This window comes from Clostridium sp. 1001283B150225_161107_B6, from assembly GCF_015556325.1.
Classification (GTDB): Bacteria; Bacillota; Clostridia; order Lachnospirales; family Lachnospiraceae; genus Enterocloster.
The window spans coordinates 98,240-119,990 of the sequence record NZ_JADNMD010000013.1 but is presented as its reverse complement, the minus strand read 5'-3'; the positions used below and the strand labels follow the sequence as shown (position 1 = coordinate 119,990).

Here is a 21,751-nt window from a genome sequence, read left to right as displayed (position 1 = left end):
GGGATGAGAAAATGCGCATTGTAATTACCGGGGCAACCGGTTTTATCGGGAGCAATCTGGCCAGGGTGTTTCTGGAACAGGGGGCGCAGGTGTACGCCCTGGTGCGTCCGGGTTCTCTTCATATGGAAGCGCTTCCGGTTCATGAGAGACTCCATGCAGTGCCCTGCGACCTGGCACATGTGCTGGATTGTGTTCCGGCAGTGGGACAGGCGGACGGTTTTTTCCATATGGCCTGGGGCGGTGTGAACCGGGAGGAGATAGATTCTCCCCAGGTCCAGGCCCGCAATGTGGCTGGTTCCCTGGACTGTGTGGAGGCGGCAGCGCGTCTGGGCTGCCGCGTGTTCATGGATGCAGGTTCCAGGGTGGAATACGGTGCCGTGGACGGGATGATGGAGGAGGATGCTCCCTGCCGTCCCATCAATGAATATGGAAAGGCAAAATGGGAGTTTTATCAAAAGGCGGCTCCCCTTTGCAGCCGGCTGGGACTTCACTATTACCATCTGAGGTTTTTCAGCGTATACGGTTACGGGGATCATCCCTGGTCCATCATATCCACCCTGGTGCGGGATTTAAGGCAGGATAAGAAGGTTTCCTTAAGCGCATGCAGGCATATGTGGAATTTTATGTATATTGAGGATGCGGTACAGGCAGTATATGAATTATACAGGCAGGCCGCGGATGAAGCGCCTGACTGGAAAAGGGACGGTTCCCTGAGACTCATAAGCTCCATTGTCAACATAGCCAGCCAGGATACCAGGCCCCTTCGTTCCTTTGTGGAAGAAATCCATGAGATTGTGGGATTTAAGGGAACGCTGGAGTACGGGACCTTTGTACAGGCCAAGGAGGGCGCCCTGTCTATCCGGCCTGACATTACCAGACTTAAGAGACTTACAGGCGGCAGGTGGGAGGAACAGTATACCTTCCGCCAAGGCATCGAAGAAACCATAGAGAAGGAAGAAGCATAGAGAGATATGAAGAAAATCAGCATATTGATTCCTTGTTATAATGAAGCGGAAAATGTAGGCCCTATCAGCAAGGCGGTAACGGAAATTGTGGAAAGGGAGCTGTCCCGGTACGACTACGAGCTGGTATTCATTGATAATGATTCCACGGATGGCACCAGGGATATTATCCGGGGCCTGTGCGCAGACAACCCCCGCATCAAGGCCATACTCAATGCACGGAATTTCGGGCAGTTCAATTCCCCGTACTATGGCATGCTCCAGGTTACGGGAGACTGTGTCATTGAGATGGTGGCGGATTTCCAGGACCCGGTGGAAATGATTCCCAAATACGTCCATGAGTGGGAGAAGGGATATAAAATCGTCATCGGCATCAAGACAAGCAGCAAGGAAAACCGGCTGATGTACTGGCTCCGGAGCTGCTATTACAAGACCATTAAGAAATTGTCGGATGTGGAGCAGATTGAGCATTTCACTGGTTCCGGTCTCTATGACAGGGAATTCATCGAGGTCCTGCGGAATCTGGATGACCCCACGCCTTTCCTCAGGGGAATCGTGGCTGAGCTGGGTTACCGCCGCAAGGAGATTCCCTATGAGCAGCCGCGCCGCAGGGCCGGCAAGACCCACAATAATTTTTACCGTCTGTACGATGCCGCTATGCTCAGTGTTACTTCCTATACAAAGGCGGGCCTGCGCCTTGCTACGATTTTCGGCAGCATATGCGCCGTTGTCAGCATGCTTATTGCCCTGGTCTACCTGGTGATGAAGCTGATTTGGTGGGACCGTTTTCCGGCCGGCATGGCGCCCATGCTCATCGGAATGCTGTTTTTGGGGTCGGTGCAGCTGTTTTTCATCGGCTTTCTGGGAGAGTATATCATGAGCATCAACCAGCGGGTCATGAAGCGCCCGCTGGTCATTGAGGAAGAACGGATTAATTTTAACGAGGAAGAGAAAAAGGGCGGTAAGGAAGCATGAAATATAAGATAGACGTGGTACGCATCCGGGAGAATTCCATTACACTTAACGGATGGGCCATCGGTAAATCCCCTGACAGCAAGGCCACTTTCCGGGTGGAGGATGAGAAGCGCCAGCCGGTAAAATTCAAGCACGTAAATACCCGCAGGGATGATGTGAGCCAGATATATTTTAAGAAGGTTTATGACCGGGATTTTGGTTTTGATATCCAGTTCCCTTATGAGAGGGGAAAGGATTATTACCTGCTGATTCGCTGCGAGGGACGCCAGGTAAAAATCAAATACAATGAGGAACTGATTGCAAAGCGTGCCAGCGTGGCCCATAAGCGGATGGAAAAGCTTAAGGACCTGATGAATATGGAGACAGTCCATGTGGCCATGGACTTTTGGAAGGAGCATGGCCTTAAGGCTCTTGTGGTCAAATCAAAACATAAGCTCCAGGGTATTGACAATGATTATGATTACGGCGAGTGGTATGAGCTGACAAAGCCAACGGACGAGGAACTGGCGGAACAGAGAAAGCATGTATTTGATTTTGAACCCATGCTGTCAGTGGTCATTCCTGCCTATAAGACCCCGGAGCGCTATCTCAGGGAAATGCTGGACTCCATCATGGGACAGACCTATACCAACTGGGAGATATGCGTTGCGGACGGAAGTCCCAGGGGAGAAGGGCTGGAGCGCGTGCTTAAGAAGTACGCGGACAGGGACCGGCGGGTGCGCTATGAGATTCTGGGAAGCAACCGCGGAATCTCAGGCAACACCAATGCCGCCCTGGATATGGCCAGGGGAGACTTTGTTATCCTGGCCGACCATGACGATACCCTTACGCCCAATGCTTTTTATGAGGTGGTAAAGGCAATCAATGAGAATCCGGACTGTCAGGTCATTTATTCGGATGAGGATAAGCTGGATATGGATGGGAAGGCGTTGTTTGACCCCCATTTCAAACCTGATTTCAACCCGGACTTGCTGACCAGTGTCAACTATATATGCCATCTGTTTGTTATAAGGCAGGATTTGCTCCAGCAGGTGGGAGGGTTCCGCCAGGAGTTTGACGGCGCCCAGGATTATGATTTTATTTTCCGCTGTACGGAAGCGGCAAAGGGAGTATTCCATATTCCCAAGGTTCTCTATCACTGGCGCTGCCACCAGAATTCCACGGCCAGTAACCCGGAGAGCAAGATGTACGCCTTTGAGGCTGGCTCCAGAGCTATTATGGCCCACTATGAACGGATGGGAATCCAGGCGGAGAAGGTGGAAAAAGGCGTGGATTACGGTATTTACCACACCGCCTTCCGTATACAGGGAGAACCGCTGGTGTCCGTCATTATTCCCAATAAGGACCACAGCCAGGACCTGGATGTGTGCGTCCGTTCCCTGATGGATAAATCGTCGTATCAGAACCTGGAATTTATTATTGTGGAAAATAACAGTTCCCAGAAAGAAACCTTTGCCTACTATGATAAGATGCAGGCGGAGCATGAGAATTTCCGGGTGGTTACCTGGAAGGAGGGCTTCAACTATTCTGCCATCAATAACTATGGGGCTTCCTTTGCTAAGGGTGAATACCTGCTGCTGCTCAACAATGACACGGAGCTGATTGGGGAGGACAGCATAAAGGAAATGCTGGGATTCTGCCAGAGGGAGGATGTGGGAATTGCGGGCGCCAGGCTTCTGTATGGAGATGACACCATACAGCATGCCGGAGTGGTCATTGGCTTTGGCGGCATTGCCGGCCACACATTCATCGGCCTTCACAAGGCGGAGAACAGCTATTTCCACAGGGCCATGTGCGCCCAGGACTACAGCGCCGTGACAGCGGCCTGCCTTATGACAAAGAAATCCGTCTTTGACCAGGTGGGCGGATTAAGCCCGGAGCTGGCGGTGGCTTTTAATGACATTGATTACTGCATGAAAGTACGCGCCCTGGGGAAACTGGTAGTGTATGCGCCTTATTCATGTTTTTACCATTATGAATCCAAGTCCAGAGGGCTGGAGGACACGCCTGAAAAGATTGCCCGCTTTAACCGGGAGGTGGCTCTTTTTATACGGAAATGGCCGGATATCATCAAAAAGGGCGACCCCTATTACAACCCCAACCTGACTCTGCGCAAATCCAATTTTGCGCTCAGGGACCTTCTGAAGGAAAAAATCGGTGAGCCTTATGACCTTAAGGCTTACGAACAGTTTGCGCCGGAGGACGATACGAAAGCACATGAGTGACCATAGAATAGATTATGAAGCGGGACACAGCAAAGTGACCATCATCATACCGAATTATAACGGGCTGAAATTCATGGTGCCCTGTTTCAGGGCCCTGGACCTGCAGATTTGCCGGGCTTTTGACATCCTGGTGGTGGACAACGGCTCCACGGACGGAAGTGTGGAGTGGCTGAAGGAGCACGGGATTCCCGCCATTTTCCTGCCCGGGAACACCGGGTTCTCAGGGGCGGTAAATGTGGGGATTAGGGCTTCGAAAACACCCTATGTAATCCTGCTTAACAATGACACGGAGCCGGACTGCCACTATGTGGGGGAAATGATTAAGGCAATGGAGCGCTCTCCAAACATATTTTCCGTCAGCTGCAAGATGATTCAGCTCTGCCACAAGGAGCTGATGGACGATGCAGGGGATATGTACAGCCTTCTGGGCTGGGCATACCAGAGGGGCGTGGGACGTTCCTCTGCAAAATATAACAGGGCCTGCCGCATCTTTTCGGCCTGCGCCGGGGCAGCCATCTACCGCCGCCAGGTGTTTGAGGAAATCGGATACTTTGACGAGATGCATTTTGCGTACCTGGAGGACCTGGACGTTGGATACAGGGCCAGGATTGCCGGATATGACAATATTTACTGTCCCACGGCCATGGTCTACCATGTGGGAAGCGGCACCAGCGGTTCCAAGTACAATCCCTTCAAGGTAAAGCTGGCTGCCAGGAACAATATTTATCTGAACTATAAGAACATGCCCCTTTTGCAGCTGGCGGTGAATCTTCTTCCGATTCTCCTGGGAATGGGGCTCAAATATATGTTTTTTAAGAAAAAGGGATTTGGGAAGGATTATGCGGCCGGTGTGAAGGAAGGCCTGGCAACCGCTAAAGAGTGCCGCAAGGTGCCTTACAGCAGGGAACGGCTTAAAAATTACCTGGCCATTGAATGGGAATTGATTACAGGGACCTTTATCTATGTCTATGAGTTTGCCGCCAGGCAGATTGCTAAATTATGAACTTTTTCGAAATTAAGAGAAATGTTATAGAATAATGACGGCTTATCATGTATAATAACAACGATATTTACGGTAAGAAGGGATTCCCTGAGAAACCAAGGTGAAATACAATGATAAAAGATAACCAGAAAAGGCTGAACCGCATTCATGTCCTGCTTGATATACTGGTCACTGTGGTGGCTTATACCCTGGCATGGTTCATTGTCATCAGCGGAAAGGTACTGCCGTTAGACGAAGGAGTGCTAAAGCCCCAGGTATATTTTATGGCGCTTATTTTTATAGTGCCCATATACCTGATTCTATATGCCAGTTTCCATCTGTATGTGCCCAAACGGATACAGGGGCGGCGTTCAGAGCTGGCCAATATCTGCAAGGCCAATGTCATCGGCCTCATGCTCTTTACCTTCGTGCTTTTTGGCCTGCGAAGGTTCGTAAGCCATCTGAGCTACTTCTCCACAAAGATGATTCTGGCATTTTTTGCTGCTAATATCATCCTGCTGGAAGCAGAGCGGATTTCAATCCGTGTATTCCTCCGCTCCCTGAGGACCAACGGTTATAATCAGAAGCATGTGCTTCTCATTGGCTACAGCCGGGCAGCCGAAGGCTTCATCGACAGGGTCAGCGTTAATCCGGAATGGGGATACCATGTCCAGGGAATCCTGGACGACCACCGGCCGGCCGGCTTTCTATATAAGAAGGTGCAGGTACTGGGCCCCACCAATCATCTGGAGGACTTCCTGGCATCCAATACCCTGGATGAAATCGCCATCACCCTGAGCATTAAGGAGTACTCCAATCTGGAACAGATTGTGGCGGCCTGCGAGAAATCGGGCGTGCATACAAAGTTCATACCGGATTATAATAACATAATACCGACGATTCCCTATATGGAAGACCTTCAGGGACTTCCGGTAATCCATATCCGCCATGTGCCCCTTACCGGGGTATTTAACGCCACTATGAAACGGATTGTGGACCTTGCCGGCGCTCTGTTTGGTCTGATTGTATTTTCGCCGCTCATGCTGGTTACGGCCCTGCTTATTAAGATTACTTCCCCCGGGCCCGTGCTTTTCAGCCAGGAGAGGATAGGGCTGCACAACCGGCCTTTTAAGATGTACAAGTTCCGTTCCATGGAGGTCCAGGACCCCAACCGGGAACGGAGCCAGTGGACTACGCCCCATGACCCCAGGGTGACGCCTGTGGGACGTTTCATACGCAAGACAAGTATTGACGAGATGCCCCAGTTTTTCAACGTCCTCATAGGAGATATGAGTCTGGTGGGGCCCAGGCCGGAACGGCCGCTGTTTGTGGAAAAGTTCAAAGAAGAGATACCGCGGTATATGATTAAGCATCAGGTGCGTCCGGGGCTTACAGGCTGGGCCCAGGTCAATGGATACCGTGGGGATACATCGATTACCAAGAGGATTGAACACGACCTGTATTACATTGAGAACTGGAGTCTGGGTTTTGACTTCAAGATTATGTTTCTCACTGTTTTCAAGGGATTTATAAATAAAAATGCATATTGATATGCATGACGTTTGCGTTAAGATGGCTCCTGTGCATGAGCAGTTACGCCCGGATTCAGGTTCCGGGGCAGAGGAGCGGGGCTGCTTGTGTGTTCAGCGCCCGGTTTACGTGATGGAATGAGGATGGACGAATGAATCGTGAGTTTGACAATGGATTTGATGAGGAAGAAGAGAGATTAAGAGGCCGCAGCAGGAAGCGCGATATAAGCGCGGGCGTTGGGGCTGATTCAGATACAACATCAAGGGGGCGCGCCAGGGGCAGCAGCCGTGAGCTGTATGGTACCGGTCCGGAGGGCCGCCCTGGTTTGGGCGGTGCGCCCAGACCCAGAACATCTGCTTCTGCTGACAGGGGTGCAGGCAGGACTGCTCCGGATGGACGCAGCCAGGGCTCTGCAGCCGGTGCAAGGCCCGGTGCGGGCGCACGTCCGCGCTATGGCGGAGAGGGGGCTTTGGAGCGCGCCTTGGCGGCGGGAAAAAATGGCGCCCGCAGTGCCTATGGGGGTGAGAGGATGGCGGAACGCCCCGCAGGCGCGGAGGGAAGGTACGGCCAGCGTCCGCGGTTTACGGGAGAAAATACGGCGGGCCGTTCCGGATATGCAGGGGGCAGGCAAGGGGAACGCCCCAGATTCACAGGCGACGGGCCTGACGGACGACCTGGTATCTCCGGAAGCAGACCGGGGGAACGCCCCAGATACACGGGGGAAGGCAAAGGGACCAGAACGGTATCAGGGAGTTTGGGAGACGGTGAGACCAACGGCCGCACATACAGCCGGTCCTACGGCAGGGCGGAAGACCTTGGCGCGGGCAAGGACAGGGATTCGTCCATGGGAAGGAACGGAGGCGGAACAGGCGGCCGCAGGGCGGCCAGGGAAGCAGCGGCAGCGGACCCGGCAGCGGCAGAGGTTAAGCACCGCCGCAAGATGATAATTGCATTTATCATACTGGAAGTCATATTTCTCCTGTGTATTGGTTTTTACAGGTACGCGCAAAATAAGATGAACCTGATTCAGCCCAGTGCGTTTAAACCGGGCCTGGTGACAAATCCTAACATAGACCAGGTAAAGGTAGAGGAGATGGAGGGTTACTGGACCATTGCCCTCTTCGGCGTGGACAGCCGCAACAACTCAGTTGGAAAGGGCAATAACGCCGATGTTATCATCATATGCAATATCGACCAGGGCAGCGGCGAGATTAAGCTTGTCAGCGTGTTCCGGGATACTTATCTGAGTATAAACGATAATGGGCTGTATAATAAGATAAACCAGGCTTACTTCCTGGGCGGTCCTGAACAGGCGGTGGAAGCCCTGAACAGGAACCTGGACCTCCAGATAGATGATTTTGCCACCTTTAACTGGAAGGCAGTGGTGGATGCCGTCAATATTCTGGGCGGAGTGGATGTGGAGCTGAGCAAGGCTGAGTTTTACTATATCAATGCCTATATAACCGAGACAGTGGAGGCCACAGGCGTTGGTTCCTACCAGCTGAAGCAGGCAGGCCCCAACCATCTGGACGGTGTCCAGGCGGTTGCATATGCAAGGCTTCGTAAGATGGATACGGACTTTGCCAGAACAGAGCGCCAGCGGGAAATTATTGACCTCTGTTTCCAGAAGCTTAAGAAATCCGACTTTGCAGTGGTAAACAATGTCATGGAGGCAGTGTTCCCCCAGATTCTTTCCAGTGTCACGATTGACGATATTATACCGGCAGCCAGAAATCTGACCAAGTATACCATAGCGGATACCATGGGATTCCCGGCAGCCAGAAGCGACGCCAATATGGGCAAGAAGGGAGCCTGTGTCATTCCCCAGACACTGGAGAGCAATGTAACCCTTCTCCACCAGTTCCTGTTTGGGGATGAAAATTACCAGCCCAGTGATATGGTAAAGAAAATCAGCGCCAAGATATCCGCGGATACAGGCATGTACAACGAGGCCAAGCCAATCGACCATGTGGGTACAGACGGCGGGTACATCCCCAAGCCCACCCAGGCGACCAAGGCAACGGAAAAAGAAGAAACCAAAGAGAATGAGTCTGAGAGCAGCACGTCAGAGACAGATGAGTCCATTATTGACGGCGAGACGGATTTGGAGATAGAGACCGACGAGTTCGGCAATGAACTGGACCCGCCTGAGGATGATGATATATTCGGACGTCCGGGAGAAAGCAGCAGTTCCGGTACCGTTCATCCCGGCCGGCCTGGGGAAAGCAGCTCCGGCAGCATATTCCCGGGGGCAGAGACATCGGAAGGCGACCAGACAACCGGGCCGGGTGCAGGCACCTATCCGGGCCAGGACTCCACCAAGGCAACCAGCGCTGCCTATCCGGGAGCCACCAGGGCAACCACGGCCGCTTATCCGGGCAGTCAGGGTACATCCTCGGCCTATCCGGGCAGCCAGGGCACATCCTCAGCCTATCCGGGCAGCACCAAGGGCAGCACAGCGGCTTATCCGGGCAGCACGACGGATGAATACGTGCCCGAGGGACCAGGCTCTGTCATCATCGGGCCGGGAAATTAGTGTTAAAATAAAAGCAGCAGAATGAAGTCAGGAAACAGCCGGCAGGGATTACCATATCCTGCCGGCCTTTTTAGTCTTATATAATAAAATGGTCACACTTTTATCACAAATCATTGCTAAACTGTGTACAGAATCGGGAGATTACGTGAGAAAGGGGAATTACAATGTACGACAACGACCAGAACTACGGGTGGAAGTCTTATGATAACCAGAGCTATGACAACAGGCAGTATGGAGGGGACCCGTACGGGAACCGTCCCCGCCCGGAGGATATGCCGCCCAAAAAGAAAAAAGGCGGTATCTTCAAAAAGGCAGCCCTGATTACGGCAGGGGCTCTTCTCTTTGGTACTGTCTCAGGGGCAGCCATGGTGGGAGTGAATGTGGCTGCATCCAGATTTATGGGAAACAGCGCGTCGGCATCTGCTGAGCCGGAAAAGAAGGAGGAGATACCAAAGGCCCAGACGGAAAGCCGGGATAACGGGCCGGGAGGCACTCCCCAGGGCGACGGAGGAAATCAGCAGGGCCAGAGAAACAATGGAAAGGCAGTGGCCGATGTATCCGATATAGTGGAGCAGGCCATGCCCACGGTGGTGGCAATCACCAGCACCGCAGTATACCAGAGCAATAATTTCGGCTATGGCTGGTTCTTCCGGGGAGGCCCCCAGACCTACGAGGTACCCAGCAGCGGTTCCGGAATCATTGTGGGTGAGAACGACAGGGAGCTTCTCATTGTGACCAATAACCATGTGGTGGAGGATTCCACCTCCCTGAAGGTGGCTTTTATTGACAATGAGGTGGTGGACGCAGCCATCAAGGGAACGGATGCAGAGACAGACCTGGCAGTCATTGCCGTGCCTCTGGAGCAGATTAAGGATGACACCAAGAGCAAGATTAAAGTGGCCAGACTGGGCAATTCCGATGAGCTGAAGGTTGGACAGGGCGTCATTGCCATCGGCAATGCGCTGGGCTACGGCCAGTCCGTGACAGTGGGTTATGTAAGCGCCCTTAACCGGGAGGTCAGGGTATCCAATACCAGCACCAGGGAGCTTCTGCAGACCGATGCGGCCATCAATCCGGGCAACAGCGGAGGCGCTCTTCTCAATATGAAGGGAGAGGTTATAGGTATCAATGCCGCTAAGTATTCCTCCACAGAGGTGGAGGGAATCGGCTATGCCATTCCCATTTCCAAAGCAGAGGATATCATGAATCAGCTCATGAACCGCAGAACCATGAATCCGGTGGAGGAAGCAAAGAGGGGTTATCTGGGCATACAGGGGACCAGTGTGGACGAGGAATCCGCGGCAGCCTTTGGAATGCCAAGAGGCGTTTATGTATACAAGATACTGGGGGAAGGAGCTGCAGCCCAGTCAGACCTGAGGGAAAAGGATATCATCACTAAGGTGGACGGCCAAAGCGTCAGGAACATGACGGATTTGCAGGAGCTTTTGTCCTGCTATGAGATGGGAGAGCAGATTGACCTGACGGTTCAGACCCAAAAGGATGGGGAATACCAGGAAAGGACAGTCTCCATTACCCTGAAAGCCATGCCCCAGGAGAATACGGAAAACGCGGCCCAATAACTTAAATTTTTCAAAACAATTATGAAATGAAAATGCTTCCTCTTGTTTGGGGAAGCATTTTGTTATATACTTTACGTTAAGCGGCGGGAAGACGGCCCGGCACGCCCTTTAACAGAGAGGAGAACTGACTTGGACGAGAAAGATTATACCCGGGATGCGGAGACATCCGGCCAGGGTGAAGATAAAGACAAACAGAAGGAAGAGGACCGCTACGAGAAGGTGTGTTACATGTGCCGCCGGCCTGAGAGCAAGGCCGGACCCATGATATCCATGCCCGGCGGCATGAATCTCTGTCATGACTGTATGCAGAAGGCCTTTGATTCCGTTACAAAGGGGGGCATGGATTTTTCCAAACTGCCCAATATGCCCTATATGAATATGAACCTTAACGACCTGAACATGACGCCTCCCGCAGTGGAGATTCCCAAGAAGCAGAAAATCAAGAAAAAGGCAAAGGAACAGCCGGTCCTGACCATGAAGGATATACCGGCGCCCCATGTCATCAAGGCCAGCCTGGATGAATACGTAATCGGCCAGGAGAAGGCCAAGAAGGTAATGGCGGTGGCTGTATATAACCATTATAAAAGGGCGTTTCTGGACCATCCGTCCGGGGATGAGGCCGGGGAGAATGCAGAAGCGGATAAGAGCGTTGTCATTGAGAAGTCCAATATACTGATGATTGGACCCACAGGAAGCGGAAAGACCTACCTGGTTAAGACGCTGGCCAGGCTTCTGGACGTGCCGCTGGCCATTGCCGACGCCACTTCCCTGACAGAGGCCGGTTATATCGGCGACGATATAGAGAGTGTGGTATCCAAGCTTCTGGCTGCTGCTGATAACGATGTGGAGCGGGCACAGAGAGGAATCATATTCATCGATGAGATTGACAAGATTGCCAAGAAGAAACAGACCAATACCAGAGATGTAAGCGGCGAGTCCGTACAGCAGGAGCTTCTCAAGCTGCTGGAGGGAAGCACTGTGGAGGTGCCGGTGGGCTCCAACCAGAAGAATGCCATGACACCCATGGCAACCGTGAACACGGATAACATTCTGTTTATCTGCGGCGGCGCCTTCCCTGACCTGGAGGAAATCATCAAGGAACGTTTGATGAAGAAAACCACCATGGGCTTTGGCTCTATCCTGAAGGATACATATGACAAGGACCCGGATATACTGGGCCAGGTGACCAATGAAGATTTGCGGACCTTTGGCATGATTCCCGAGTTCCTGGGCAGGCTTCCCGTGACAGTGACCCTGCAGGGGCTTACGGAGGATATGATGGTGCGTATCCTGAAAGAGCCGAAGAATGCCATCACCAAGCAGTACGAACGTCTGCTGGAGATGGATGAGGTACGGCTGGTCTTTGAGGATGAGGCCCTTAAGTGGATTGCCGGCGAAGCCATCAAGAGAGGGACCGGGGCCAGGGCCCTTAGGGCTATCCTGGAGGAATTCATGCTGGATATCATGTATGAGATTCCCAAGGACCCCAATATAGGCTCTGTGGTTGTCACCCGTCCCTATCTGGAAAAAAGCGGCGGACCATTGATACGGATGCGGGGATGATTTATTTTTCGGTGGGCGGGAATCGGTTTCCTGATGCGCCTTGTATCATTCCCAGATGCGCCGGAATGTTTCGTATAAATCCAGTGCTCCATACCCCCATTCTTCATTGGGGTAGCGGAGCGCTGGATTTCTTTTTGCACCCCGGATTAAATAAGATTTTACAGATGCCTGGCTCATGGTAATCTGGTTGCCTTCCACGATTCCCCAGCTATAGAGGCTGGCCACAGCGCCTGCCACATGGGCGGCAGCAACAGAGGTGCCGCTGCGGGTTGTCATGGGGACAGAGCCGTTGCCCCTGCGTCCCAGGGATGGGCCCATCACATTGACGCCGGGAGCTGCCAGCTCCGGTTTTACGATGCCGGAGGGAGTGAAGCCGCGGCTGGAATGGATGTAGATGCTGTTGTTCAGGTGGTTGTATGCCCCCACTGTAATGGGGGCTGCGGTATTTCCGGGCAGGGTAATGGTGGTGTCGGGGGTGGGACGCAGAAATACGGTTTCATCCGATATCAGTCCTTCAGAGGGCAGCCACATATGAAATTCGCCTGTAAAATACTGGGTATTATAGACCCGCACCTTCCATATGCCGGCCACCGGATTTTTAAAACGCATGAATATCAGCTGTTTTCCGGCGCCGGTTTCAATGAGCTGGTAATTAACCGTGATGACGGTTGGCTCCAGAAGAAAAGGGATAGAGGTTTCATTCCTGGCTATAATAGGAATGCGGGAGATGGTTTCCCCGCTTGGCGAGATGAATCCCACGGAATAGGTGTCGGCAGTGGAAGCCCACAGCTCCAGGGAAAAACCCCGCCCGGATTCCTCCGGTCCCACCCGGATTTCCACGTCGTCCCATTCGCGTCCGGCCGGAATGGTGCCGAAATAGTGGTGGGCGCGGCCTGTCTCGTTGCCTGCGGCAATGACCGCGGCCCGGCCAAGGAACCGGCTGGCATCCTGGACAACGCCGCTTAAAGGTGAGGTACCCTCGTGGCTTCCCAGGTTGGAGCCCAGGGCTATAAGGATGATTAAGGGGCGGCTGAGGCGGAAGGCAGCCACCCTCAGATATTTGATTCCCATCATGATATCATTTTCCTGGTAAGCATCCGCGTCCTGGCTCACAAGATAGAAATCCCGGAGATAGCGTTTGGCTTGTTTCAGTTTGACCACCACCAGTTCGCACTCCGGCGCAGCGCCCGTGAAGTCCTGCTCCGGCAGGGAGGTGCCGGCTGCAATTCCGGCCAGGAAGGTGCCGTGCCCGTTGGTGTCCGTGGAGGGTACCAGGTCAAGGGGGGAATCGGAGGCTAGGGCTTCATTGATTTGTTCCCTGGTGAATTCAGTGCCATAGGAGGCGCCGCTGAGTTCATAATAGGCCGGCACTCCGGATGGGACTGCATCCGCTCCTGCGGGGATGCTCTGGTCCCACAGCCCCACGATTCGGGTAGAGCCGTCGGAATAACGGAATAAGGGGTTGGTATAGTCAATGCCGGTATCCACGATGCCGATAAGGGTTCCGCGTCCCCTGTTTCCCAGGGCCGGCGCGGCAAAGGTGGTGAGTATGCCGGAGGCCTCCATGCTGGAACTGTCCAGGAGGGAAAAAAGCCCGGGCACCGTATAGTAGCTGTATCGGGCCAGGGAAATGGGGGTTACGGTATCCAGAGGAGTGTAGATGATACTGTATTCATCGTTCACATAATCCATACAGGGAATATCGGCCGGGTCGCCGATTATCTGCTGCTGGCTTCCTATCCTGTATATGAAATCAGCAATATTTTCGTCGGCGGAATTAAATGGGCAGTCTGCCATGGCACACCTCGGTCAGGATATTTGTTATAGTATATGCTGGAAATCAGAAACCTTTCACTGGACGGGGGTGTGAAACCATAGTAAAATGGAATAAAAGGGTGGAAAGGAAGGCGAATCTATGATTTATGGCTGGATAATAGGCGGGCTGGCTGCCCTGGACCTGGGGGTCAAAAGTGTGGTGGAGGGCCAGGAGGATGACACGTTTCCAAGGGAGCTGCCGTCTGCCAAAGGTTTTATAAAGCTGCATAAGAACCATAACAGCGGTTTTCCCTTCGGATTTATGAAGGAAAGGCCGGAACTGGTAAAGGGCATTCCGCTGATGGTGATATCTGCCATGGCCGGAGCCCTGGCAGCCATGATGCCGGATAAGGGCAAAACCGGGGAAAAGCTGGGCTTGTCCCTTGTGATGGGAGGCGCCCTAAGCAATCTGTATGACCGCGTGGTGCGGGGATATGTGGTGGATTATTTCACCATAGAATGGAAATCCCTTAAGAAGGTGGTGTTTAATCTGGGGGACATGTTCGTGTTCCTGGGAAGCGCTGTCTTTGTGCTGGCCCAGGCCGTAAAGAGCCTGGAAGAGTCAGGGATGAAGAAGAAAAAATAAGGCTGGCGGCAAGCCGCCGGACGGAAGAAAAGAGAGAATGCCCGGTTTCCATGGCCATGACTGGAAGCAGGCATTCTCTCTTTAAAACATTAACTGAGCATTCCTCCTATGGTTCCCCCCAGCGCGCATATGCCCATGACAGTGACGGAGCGTTCCATATCAATGGCAGACCCCATGTTCATGGCCCAGGACACAGCAAAAAGTACCAGGAAGTACAGGAGGCCGGACAGCAGCCCCCAGAAGAACCGGCGCTGCCGGATGCGTTTGCCTGCCAGGAAACCGCCGGATAAGCAGGTCAGCAAATATACGGCATACACCATCAGGTTCACCTGTCCCTCTTTCAGACGCAGCTTATAGAGGGCAAATGCCAGGGCAGCCAGGAGGATTCCGGACAGCACATAGGAGATGAGCAGGGAGCGGAGCATGGGCTTCACAATTCCATTTTCCATATATTGTTCTCCTTTTGAAAGAATCTATGTTGCAGTATATTCCCGGAGGAGCCTTTAATATGACAAACCTTTGAAAATACCGTTGCAAGGGACTTTAACCTGTGTTATAATTTCAAGGAATTATAAGTTCATATAATTAATAAAATTAAATGAATAGGAGGTGCCGTAGTATGAAGCACGTTAAGACATTGAATACCAATACCTTAAAGGACACAATGAAGAAGGGCGGATGCGGCGAGTGCCAGACTTCCTGCCAGTCAGCCTGCAAGACATCCTGTACAGTAGGAAACCAGAGCTGCGAGAACGCTAACCGCTAATCGCCGGTCAGAAGAGATACATACAGGAAATTGGTCGTAAGCCCCTATGGTCGATGGGATTATAGGGGCTTTACCATGCACAGGATTTGGGGCCGGCGGCCCTTAGAAAGAGAGAGTAGATTCGTGATTCATCAGTATATAAATAATGGTTACCATATAGTTCTGGACGTTAACAGCGGTTCTGTCCATGTGGTGGACCCGGTTGTCTACGATGCGGTGCAGCTGGTTTCACAGCGGATTCCGGAGATGGAAGAGCCTGCTGCTCTGCCTGCGGAGGTAAAGGAAAATGTAATGGTCTGTCTGAAGGACAGATACAGCACTGAGGATATAGGGGAGGCTTTGGAGGAAATCCAGCAGCTGATTGATGCGGAGCAGCTCCTGACCAAGGATATTTACAGGGATTTTGTGGTAGACTTTAAGAAGAGGAAAACCGTGGTCAAGGCACTGTGCCTGCACATTGCCCATGACTGCAACCTGGCCTGCCGTTACTGCTTTGCAGAGGAAGGCGAGTACCATGGCCGCCGCGCCCTCATGAGCTATGAGGTGGGAAAGAAGGCCCTGGATTTCCTCATTGCCAATTCCGGCAACAGGGAGCATCTGGAGGTGGACTTCTTTGGCGGAGAGCCGCTCATGAACTGGGACGTAGTGAAGCGGCTGGTGGAATACGGCCGTTCCCAGGAGGAAACCCATCATAAGAAGTTCCGTTTCACCCTGACCACCAACGGTGTGCTGTTAAATGATGAAGTAATGGAGTTCTGCAACCGCGAGATGAGCAATGTGGTGCTGAGCCTGGACGGCCGGAAGGATGTCAATGATAAGATGCGCCCCTTCCGCAACGGCAGCGGCAGCTATGACCTGATTGTCCCCAAGTTCCAGAAGTTTGCGCACAGCAGGAAACAGATGAATTATTATGTCCGCGGCACCTTTACAAGGAACAATCTGGATTTCGCGGACGACGTGCTTCACTATGCGGATTTGGGATTTGAGCAGATGTCCATGGAGCCGGTGGTGGCTGACCCGGCAGAGGATTACGCCATCCAGGAGGAGGATATCCCGGCCATCTTAAAGGAATACGACCGCCTGGCTCTGGAGTATATCAAGCGGAAGAAAGAGGGAAGGGGATTCAACTTCTTCCATTTCATGCTGGATTTAAAGGCAGGCCCCTGCGTGGCAAAGCGCATGGCCGGCTGCGGTTCCGGTACCGAGTATCTGGCAGTAACCCCCTGGGGCGACCTCTATCCCTGCCATCAGTTTGTGGGCAATGAGAAGTTCCTTCTGGGCAATGTGGACACAGGCATTGTGAACACGGACATCCGGGATGAGTTCAAGTCCTGCAACGTATATGCCAAGCCCGGGTGCAAGGACTGCTTTGCCAGGTTCTACTGCAGCGGCGGCTGTGCTGCCAATGCGTATAATTTCAGCGGTTCCATCAATGGCTCCTATGACATTGGCTGCGAGATGCAGAAGAAGCGGATTGAGTGCGCCATCATGATTAAAGCTGCCCTGGCAGACGATGAGGAATAATTGAGGCATATTATATGAAATATCAAGTCATAACAAAGGACGGGCGCGCGAAACGCGCCCGCATGGAAACAGTCCATGGAACCATAGAGACGCCGGTATTCATGAATGTGGGAACCGTGGGCGCCATCAAGGGCGCGGTTTCAACGGATGACCTCCGGGAAATCGGCACCCAGGTGGAGCTGTCCAATACCTACCATCTCCATGTGCGCACCGGTGACAGGCTCATAAGGGAATTTGGCGGGCTTCACAAGTTTATGAACTGGGACCGTCCCATCCTTACGGATTCCGGCGGGTTTCAGGTGTTTTCCCTGGCAGGCCTGCGCAAGATTAAGGAGGAAGGGGTTTACTTCAACTCCCATATCGACGGCCATAAGATATTTATGGGACCTGAGGAGAGCATGCAGATTCAGTCCAATCTGGGCTCCACCATTGCCATGGCATTTGACGAATGCCCTCCCAGCCATGCAAGCGACGATTACATCCGGAATTCAGTGGAGCGCACCACCCGGTGGCTGGCCCGCTGTAAGACCGAGATGGAGCGTCTTAACTCCCTGCCGGACACGGTGAACCGGGAGCAGCTGCTGTTTGGCATCAACCAGGGCGGCGTGGTGGACAGCATACGTATGGAACATGCAAGGACCATACGGGAGATGGACCTGGACGGCTATGCCGTGGGCGGCCTGGCTGTGGGTGAGAGCCATGAGGAGATGTATCATATCCTGGATGTGACAGTACCCTGCCTGCCTGAGGACAAGCCCGTATACCTTATGGGCGTGGGTACTCCGGCCAATATACTGGAGGCAGTGGACCGGGGCGTGGACTTCTTTGACTGTGTGTATCCTTCCAGGAACGGACGTCACGGCCATGTATACACCAACCAGGGAAAACGAAACCTGTTTAACCAGAAATACGAGCTGGATTCCCGTCCCATAGAAGAGGGATGCGGCTGTCCTGCCTGCCGTTCCTACAGCAGGGCCTATATCCGCCATCTGCTGAAGGCAAAAGAAATGCTTGGAATGAGATTATGTACCTTGCATAATTTGTATTTTTATAATACAATGATGAAAGAGATTCGCGACGCCATCGAGGAACACCGCTATGCTGAGTATAAAGCGGCCAAGCTTGCCGGTATGGAAGGTTCCGGCCGTGGGGCCAGTACGGCGTCTGTTGAATAAGAAACTACTGCGGCGAGGCGGCAGTAGGTGTGAAGGAGGAAAATGGAATGACAAGTGGTCCGATGTTCTGGGTTCTCTATATTGTTCTTCTGGGAGGTATGTTATATTTCATGGCAATCCGTCCTCAGAAGAAGGAGAAGCAAAGACAGAAGGAATTGCTGGAAAGCGTTGCAGTTGGTGATACCATTCTCACCAGCAGCGGATTCTATGGTGTTATCATCGACATGACAGATGATACAGTCATTGTGGAATTCGGTAATAATAAGAACTGCCGTATTCCAATGCAGAAGGCTGCCATTATCCAGGTTGAAAAACCGGAAGCCTAAGAGACATGAAACCCGGGGCCCTGTCCCGGGTTTTTGAATATCATGAACCAAGGTCCGGCTGCAGGAGGGGGAAGTCAGCCCTGCCCCAGGCGGACCGGGAAAAAGAGCAGGAGGATAGGATGATTAAGAACATTGTTTTTGACATGGGAAATGTACTGGTGGACTATACGGCGGACGGGGTGTGCAGGCATTTCATAGAAGACCAGGAGACCCGGAAAAAGGTCAGCACTTCCGTATTCGTATCACCTGAGTGGATTCTGCTGGACATGGGTGTTATGCCGGAGGAAATGGCCTTAAAAAAGATGCAGGCCCGTCTGGACACGGAGGAGGAGCGCAGCCTGGCAGCCCTGTGTTTTTACCGCTGGCATGAGTTCAACATGTATAAGAAGGAAGGAATGGAGGACGTGGTCAGGTGGCTTAAGTCCATGGGCTATGGTATCTACCTGTGCTCCAATGCATCCGTACGCCTTTTGAGCTGCTATAAGGATGTGCTTCCTGCAGTGGACTGCTTTGACGGTATCCTGTTCTCGGCCGACGTCCTGTGCCTGAAGCCTCAGAAGGAGATATACGTCCATCTCTTTAAGCGGTTTGGCCTGAAGCCTGAGGAATGCTTTTTTGTGGATGACCTGGAGCTGAACATAGAAGGAGCGCGCCGCTGCGGAATGGACGGATACTGCTTTGATGATGGAAACGTGGAGAAATTAAGGGAGGTTCTGGCAGGACTGAACCGGAGATAAGAGAAACAGCAGAAAGCCTGACCTGACAGGAATTCCGGCCCGTCATGTCAAGGGGATAAATATGGAAGACATAGAAAAAGCTCCGTACCAGGTGATACGGAGCAATTTTCTTTAGGATTTTCGGATTTTCAAAAAGGGTTGAAGGATAGTTGTTAAACATTCGTGCATTTCTTATGTACTTAGTATAGCATGCAATCCTCCGGAATGTTTGAATGTTCTTTGAATAGATTATTAAGAAAATCTTAAAATTGATAATTCCCACCCCCCGGACAAGGCCGTGGATACAAATAAGGCTGCAAGGGGAAAAACGGAACACTGGAAAAAACAGGCTTTCGGACATGAAAGAAAAATGAAATGGAATCGTAAACTGAAAATGGGCATGAAAAATGGAAGTAATGGGGCTCGAACCCATGACCTTTCGCGTGTGAGGCGAACGCTCATCCCAGCTGAGCTATACTTCCATGAGACTATTATAGCACGATGAAGCGGAAATACAAGCATTTTCATGCTGGAATGTAAAAATTTTGCAGAAAAACCAAATAGATGAAGAAGTAGTGATAATTCGTATAAAAATTTAATAATTTCAGAATATTGTACTTTTATATCGATTATAGTATTATGATATCAAATACATTGGGGGAAGAATAGACAGAAGGAGGTATTTGTGTGAGACAATACAATGATTTAAAGAAAATGATGGACGTTGCTTCCGGAAGAAGGAAAGCATCCCTTGTGCTGAAAGGGGGAACAATCGTCAATGTATTTACGGAGCGCACAGAGGTTGGGGACATAGCCATTGAGGACGGCTGCATAGCCGGTATAGGAGAATACGACGGACTTACCAATATAGACATGGCAGGCAGGTTTATCTGTCCCGGCTTTATTGACGGGCATATACATATTGAAAGCTCCATGGTGTCACCGACCCCCATGAGATTGGCAACGTGGCAGGCTGCCAGGGCGTGGATTATATGTTAAAGGCCACGGAGGGACTGGCCCTGGATGCATTTTTCGTGATGCCTTCCTGCGTGCCCTCCACTGGACTGGATGAGTCCGGAGCCGTGCTGGGGGCGGAGGATATAAAACCATATTATGAGAATCCCAGGGTTCTGGGACTGGCAGAGGTAATGAATTCAGTGGGGGTGGTAGCGGGCCAGGAGGACCTGCTGGAGAAGCTGAGAGAGGCGGGAACCAGGGGCAAGGTCATAGACGGCCATGCGCCTTTCCTGGGAGGAAACCAGCTGAATGCCTATGTGTGTTCCGGGGTCTGGTCGGACCATGAGTGTTCGGACGCAGGGGAGGCGCTGGAGAAATTCGGAAGAGGACAGTGGATTATGATACGGGAAGGAACAGCTGCCCGAAACCTGGAAGCTCTGATGCCGCTGTTTGAAGCTCCCTATTATGAGCGGTGCATGCTGGTGACAGATGATAAACATCCCGGCGACCTGATTTCCATGGGACATATTGATTACATCATCCGCAAGGCTGTATCCCTGGGAGCAGACCCCATACGGGCCATTAAGATGGGAACCTTTAATGCGGCCCGGTATTTCGGACTGAAGGACAGGGGAGCTGTCATGCCCGGTCTGAGAGCAGATTTGGCAGTGCTTGGGGATTTGAAGGAGTTCCGGGTGGAAGTAGTGTACAAGGACGGCGTTCTGGCGGCCAAGGATGGTGCCATGATAACAGATTGCGGTGTCCCGGCATCAGATGACGGTCCCGGCTCTTTTGCAGACTCTGCAGCCAGCGGCCGGGAAACTGCCTTTCCAAGGGTGTTTGATTCGTTCCATATGGATGAGGTCACTCAGGAAGACCTGGTGCTGGAGCGGAAGGGGACCATGCAGCGGGTGATACAGTTTAAGCCCCACGAACTCCTCACAGAGGAGCGTCTTGTGCCCTGGCAGGATATGCCGGGACTGGCTCCCGGCGTCAATACGGAGCAGGATATTGTGAAGGCAGCGGTGTTTGAACGCCACCTTCATACCGGGCACAGGGGACTGGGGTTTGTAGGCGGATACGGTCTTAAGAAGGGGGCTGTGGCCACCAGCGTTGCCCATGATTCCCACAACCTGATTGTGGTGGGGACCAATGATAATGATATGGTATTGGCTGCCAATACAGTGAGAAAGAACGGCGGAGGCCTGGCCGTGGTATTGGATGGAGAAGTACTGGGTGAGCTTGCCCTTCCTATTGGCGGCATCATGAGCCGGTTATCCGTACAGGAGGTGGATGAACAGCTGGAGGCGCTGAAGACCCGGACAAGAGAGCTTGGAATCAGCAGCGATATAGACCCATTCATGACCCTGGCATTTGTAAGTCTTCCTGTTATCCCAAAGCTGAGAATCAATACCTACGGTATAATAGATGTGGACCGGCAGGCGCAGGTTCCTTCCTCATTTTAAGGTAAGTATTTACTGGGCCTTTCAGGCGGTCTGGGCTGCCTGACAGCCATGACTGCCGGTCCGCAGT

General features: G+C 52.3%; 18 protein-coding genes and 1 tRNA gene. 16 read left to right on the top strand and 3 right to left on the bottom strand.

From position 1 onward, the window contains the following. The first annotated feature begins 11 nt into the window (after positions 1 to 11). The 8 genes from I2H39_RS23640 to clpX all read left to right on the top strand — a co-directional run bounded on the left by I2H39_RS23640 (position 12) and on the right by clpX (position 12,353). Positions 12 to 965 (top strand): NAD(P)-dependent oxidoreductase, encoded by a 954-nt coding sequence (locus tag I2H39_RS23640; protein ID WP_138309898.1) that lies wholly within the window; start codon positions 12 to 14, stop codon positions 963 to 965. Between the two features lie 6 nt (positions 966 to 971). Then, entirely contained in the window at positions 972 to 1,937 is a 966-nt protein-coding gene (locus tag I2H39_RS23635) for a glycosyltransferase family 2 protein (protein ID WP_138309899.1), read from the top strand. Further along, positions 1,934 to 4,162 (top strand): glycosyltransferase, encoded by a 2,229-nt coding sequence (locus I2H39_RS23630; protein ID WP_138309900.1) that lies wholly within the window; start codon positions 1,934 to 1,936, stop codon positions 4,160 to 4,162. Before I2H39_RS23635 ends, I2H39_RS23630 begins: the two co-directional genes overlap by 4 nt. Next, on the top strand, positions 4,155 to 5,165 hold the full coding sequence (locus tag I2H39_RS23625) for a glycosyltransferase family 2 protein (RefSeq protein ID WP_227147418.1): 1,011 nt from the start codon (positions 4,155 to 4,157) through the stop codon (positions 5,163 to 5,165). The genes I2H39_RS23630 and I2H39_RS23625 overlap by 8 nt, the downstream gene beginning before the upstream one ends. Positions 5,166 to 5,275: 110 nt before the next feature. Next, a complete protein-coding gene (locus I2H39_RS23620; protein ID WP_138309901.1) occupies positions 5,276 to 6,694 on the top strand; it encodes an undecaprenyl-phosphate glucose phosphotransferase in 1,419 nt (472 codons plus the stop codon). Positions 6,695 to 6,825: 131 nt separating this feature from the next. Continuing rightward, the gene (locus tag I2H39_RS23615; RefSeq protein ID WP_195627659.1) at positions 6,826 to 9,210 is read left to right on the top strand and encodes an LCP family protein; all 2,385 of its coding nucleotides are present in this window, start codon (positions 6,826 to 6,828) and stop codon (positions 9,208 to 9,210) included. Positions 9,211 to 9,374: 164 nt separating this feature from the next. Next, complete coding sequence (locus I2H39_RS23610) at positions 9,375 to 10,790, top strand: trypsin-like peptidase domain-containing protein (RefSeq protein WP_195627658.1); 1,416 nt, start codon at positions 9,375 to 9,377, stop codon at positions 10,788 to 10,790. 129 nt (positions 10,791 to 10,919) lie between these two features. Further along, positions 10,920 to 12,353: an ATP-dependent Clp protease ATP-binding subunit ClpX gene (gene clpX, locus I2H39_RS23605; protein ID WP_138309904.1), complete on the top strand. Its 1,434-nt coding sequence runs from the start codon at positions 10,920 to 10,922 to the stop codon at positions 12,351 to 12,353. 45 nt (positions 12,354 to 12,398) lie between these two features. Here the strand turns inward: clpX and I2H39_RS23600 are convergent, their stop codons facing one another. Then, positions 12,399 to 14,150: a S8 family peptidase gene (locus I2H39_RS23600; protein ID WP_195627657.1), complete on the bottom strand. Its 1,752-nt coding sequence runs from the start codon at positions 14,148 to 14,150 to the stop codon at positions 12,399 to 12,401. Positions 14,151 to 14,268: 118 nt separating this feature from the next. Here I2H39_RS23600 and I2H39_RS23595 point away from each other — a divergent pair, with 118 nt between their 5' ends. Further along, positions 14,269 to 14,754, top strand: a complete 486-nt coding sequence (locus I2H39_RS23595) for a signal peptidase II (RefSeq protein WP_138309906.1) — start codon at positions 14,269 to 14,271, stop codon at positions 14,752 to 14,754. A gap of 89 nt (positions 14,755 to 14,843) precedes the next feature. Here I2H39_RS23595 and I2H39_RS23590 read toward each other — a convergent pair whose 3' ends face one another. Next, positions 14,844 to 15,203 carry a TIGR04086 family membrane protein gene (locus tag I2H39_RS23590; RefSeq protein ID WP_022201444.1) on the bottom strand — a complete coding sequence of 120 codons (360 nt, stop codon included), beginning with the start codon at positions 15,201 to 15,203 and terminating at the stop codon, positions 14,844 to 14,846. A gap of 170 nt (positions 15,204 to 15,373) precedes the next feature. On the opposite strand from I2H39_RS23590, the gene scfA reads away from it, so the two are divergent. The 5 genes from scfA to I2H39_RS23565 all read left to right on the top strand — a co-directional run bounded on the left by scfA (position 15,374) and on the right by I2H39_RS23565 (position 19,282). Beyond that, positions 15,374 to 15,520 carry a six-cysteine ranthipeptide SCIFF gene (gene scfA / locus I2H39_RS23585; RefSeq protein WP_002566540.1) on the top strand — a complete coding sequence of 49 codons (147 nt, stop codon included), beginning with the start codon at positions 15,374 to 15,376 and terminating at the stop codon, positions 15,518 to 15,520. A gap of 123 nt (positions 15,521 to 15,643) precedes the next feature. Beyond that, positions 15,644 to 17,044, top strand: coding sequence for a thioether cross-link-forming SCIFF peptide maturase (gene scfB, locus I2H39_RS23580; RefSeq protein WP_227147420.1), 1,401 nt, complete (start codon positions 15,644 to 15,646; stop codon positions 17,042 to 17,044). Positions 17,045 to 17,058: 14 nt separating this feature from the next. Beyond that, a complete protein-coding gene (gene tgt, locus I2H39_RS23575) occupies positions 17,059 to 18,219 on the top strand; it encodes a tRNA guanosine(34) transglycosylase Tgt (RefSeq protein ID WP_138309908.1) in 1,161 nt (386 codons plus the stop codon). Between the two features lie 47 nt (positions 18,220 to 18,266). After that, the gene (gene yajC, locus I2H39_RS23570; protein ID WP_002566537.1) at positions 18,267 to 18,545 is read left to right on the top strand and encodes a preprotein translocase subunit YajC; all 279 of its coding nucleotides are present in this window, start codon (positions 18,267 to 18,269) and stop codon (positions 18,543 to 18,545) included. A gap of 119 nt (positions 18,546 to 18,664) precedes the next feature. Beyond that, on the top strand, positions 18,665 to 19,282 hold the full coding sequence (locus tag I2H39_RS23565; protein WP_138309909.1) for an HAD family phosphatase: 618 nt from the start codon (positions 18,665 to 18,667) through the stop codon (positions 19,280 to 19,282). Between the two features lie 387 nt (positions 19,283 to 19,669). On the opposite strand, the gene I2H39_RS23560 is transcribed toward I2H39_RS23565, so the two are convergent. Next, a tRNA-Val gene (locus I2H39_RS23560) sits at positions 19,670 to 19,743 on the bottom strand. Between the two features lie 205 nt (positions 19,744 to 19,948). Between I2H39_RS23560 and I2H39_RS29695 the strand changes: the two genes are divergently transcribed. Both I2H39_RS29695 and I2H39_RS23555 read left to right on the top strand, forming a co-directional pair. Beyond that, the gene (locus I2H39_RS29695; protein WP_347708604.1) at positions 19,949 to 20,260 is read left to right on the top strand and encodes a hypothetical protein; all 312 of its coding nucleotides are present in this window, start codon (positions 19,949 to 19,951) and stop codon (positions 20,258 to 20,260) included. Further along, positions 20,227 to 21,684: an adenine deaminase C-terminal domain-containing protein gene (locus I2H39_RS23555; protein ID WP_347708603.1), complete on the top strand. Its 1,458-nt coding sequence runs from the start codon at positions 20,227 to 20,229 to the stop codon at positions 21,682 to 21,684. Before I2H39_RS29695 ends, I2H39_RS23555 begins: the two co-directional genes overlap by 34 nt. The last annotated feature ends 67 nt before the right edge of the window (positions 21,685 to 21,751 follow it).

Excerpts from the sequence above, each read along its gene's own strand:
- I2H39_RS23640 (WP_138309898.1), top strand. The coding sequence starts at position 12 with ATGCGCATTGTAATTACCGGGGCAACCGGTTTTATCGGGAGCAATCTG.
- I2H39_RS23635 (WP_138309899.1), top strand. The coding sequence starts at position 972 with ATGAAGAAAATCAGCATATTGATTCCTTGTTATAATGAAGCGGAAAAT.
- I2H39_RS23630 (WP_138309900.1), top strand. The coding sequence starts at position 1,934 with ATGAAATATAAGATAGACGTGGTACGCATCCGGGAGAATTCCATTACA.
- I2H39_RS23625 (WP_227147418.1), top strand. The coding sequence starts at position 4,155 with ATGAGTGACCATAGAATAGATTATGAAGCGGGACACAGCAAAGTGACC.
- I2H39_RS23620 (WP_138309901.1), top strand. The coding sequence starts at position 5,276 with ATGATAAAAGATAACCAGAAAAGGCTGAACCGCATTCATGTCCTGCTT.
- I2H39_RS23615 (WP_195627659.1), top strand. The coding sequence starts at position 6,826 with ATGAATCGTGAGTTTGACAATGGATTTGATGAGGAAGAAGAGAGATTA.
- I2H39_RS23610 (WP_195627658.1), top strand. The coding sequence starts at position 9,375 with ATGTACGACAACGACCAGAACTACGGGTGGAAGTCTTATGATAACCAG.
- I2H39_RS23600 (WP_195627657.1), bottom strand. The coding sequence starts at position 14,150 with ATGGCAGACTGCCCATTTAATTCCGCCGACGAAAATATTGCTGATTTC.
- I2H39_RS23595 (WP_138309906.1), top strand. The coding sequence starts at position 14,269 with ATGATTTATGGCTGGATAATAGGCGGGCTGGCTGCCCTGGACCTGGGG.
- I2H39_RS23590 (WP_022201444.1), bottom strand. The coding sequence starts at position 15,203 with ATGGAAAATGGAATTGTGAAGCCCATGCTCCGCTCCCTGCTCATCTCC.
- scfA (WP_002566540.1), top strand. The coding sequence starts at position 15,374 with ATGAAGCACGTTAAGACATTGAATACCAATACCTTAAAGGACACAATG.
- tgt (WP_138309908.1), top strand. The coding sequence starts at position 17,059 with ATGAAATATCAAGTCATAACAAAGGACGGGCGCGCGAAACGCGCCCGC.
- yajC (WP_002566537.1), top strand. The coding sequence starts at position 18,267 with ATGACAAGTGGTCCGATGTTCTGGGTTCTCTATATTGTTCTTCTGGGA.
- I2H39_RS23565 (WP_138309909.1), top strand. The coding sequence starts at position 18,665 with ATGATTAAGAACATTGTTTTTGACATGGGAAATGTACTGGTGGACTAT.